This window comes from Aurantimonas sp. C2-5-R2, from assembly GCF_036549495.1.
Classification (GTDB): domain Bacteria; phylum Pseudomonadota; class Alphaproteobacteria; order Rhizobiales; family Rhizobiaceae; genus Aurantimonas; species Aurantimonas coralicida_A.
The window spans coordinates 1-1,381 of sequence record NZ_JAZHLJ010000224.1; the positions used below are offsets into that span (position 1 = coordinate 1).

The window sequence follows — 1,381 nt, forward strand, 5'->3', positions numbered from 1 at the left end:
ACCACGCCGACGAAGACGCGCAGATCCTCGGCCTTGGCATTGTCCAGCGCCGCCTGACGGGTCTTCGCCTGCTCCTGGTCGATCCGCGCTGATTCCGCCTCGCTCTCAAGACGTTCCTGCTCAATCGCCGCCTGCTTGAAGCTCTCCAACGCGGCGGCCATCGCCCCAATCTCATCCTTGCGGCCAACGCCCGCGATCACAACGGTCTTGTCTCCGTCCGCCAGCCGCCGCATCACGTCGGTCATGGCGTTAATCGGAGTGGCGATTCCCCGAGACAGGAGCCAGCCAAGCCCGGCCGCCGAAATGATGAGGAACCCCATGCCGAGGACTACGGCCCATTTCACCATGCTGTTCCGACTGACCTCGACTGCGGTCGCCTCTGCGATCGTCTCGTCCTGTCGAGCCCGGATCGCATCCAGGGTCTCCTCCACCGGCTCGATGAACTCGTCGGCCTTGCCGGAATTGAAGAGGTCCAGCGCGCGCGGGTAACTCACCGGGCTCGCGGCCAACTCGATCACCGGATCGGCGATTTCCGTATGCCACGCGCTCATGGCCTTCTCGAGCACCATCAGACGACCGGACATGTCAGGTTCCGCGCCGGCTCGCGCGCGAAGATCGGCCACGTGCTTCAAAAAGGTCTGGTAGTGGTCCTTCGTCCGTGTGGCAAAATACGGATCACGCGTGATCATGAACCCGCGCAGCGACCCCTCTTGGCGGGCGACTGCGAAACGCGCCTCCATCGCCGTGTCCTCGACGGCCATATAGACGTCCTTGGCCTTGCCGGCGCTCTGGACGTTCTCCATAAATATGAAAATGGCCGAGCCCATAATCGCGGCTCCGAGCACCATGACGGCGAAGGCCGCGGTGATCTTCCTGGAAATATTGATGTTGGCCAATCGCATGAGTTCCCCCCAAAGATATAATCGAGTGGCCGACAACAGCTGGCGACAGGAACCCGACACCGCCGAACCTCTCGGCGGAATTCGCGGCACGATCGACACAGCTTTTGCGGCCATCCTTCTCCGGAGCAGACATTCGTTATAAATGCTTACCAAATTGTTTCGTCGCTGAAGGCTTCTTTCGAGACGGAATTAAAGCCACCGGTGCGCACTCGCGTCTGCTCCACTTCTGCCCGTCGGCGGATATGACAAAGCCGGCGAGGGTTGAGGCTCCGCCGGCTCTGATTGTGGTGTGTCGTGGTACTCCGGTCAGCGGCCCGAGAAGGATGCGGCTCAGAACTCTTCCCAGCTTTCGGATTCGGCCTTGGGGGCACGGGCGGCGCCGCCCGTTCCGGTGGTCTTCATCTGCGGCACGCCCCGCGACGGTGCGGCCGGCCTTGCCCGGTTGGCGGCGGCGTTGCGTGGCTGCGCGGCCTGGCCCC

General features: G+C 62.9%; 1 protein-coding gene. It reads right to left on the reverse strand.

Features of this window, described 5'->3' with window-relative positions; translation table 11 throughout:
• Positions 1–896, reverse strand: an 896-nt coding sequence (locus VQ044_RS25125) for a CHASE3 domain-containing protein (protein ID WP_331827893.1), incomplete at its 3' end; no start/stop codon positions are given.
• Between the last annotated feature and the right edge of the window lie 485 nt (positions 897–1,381).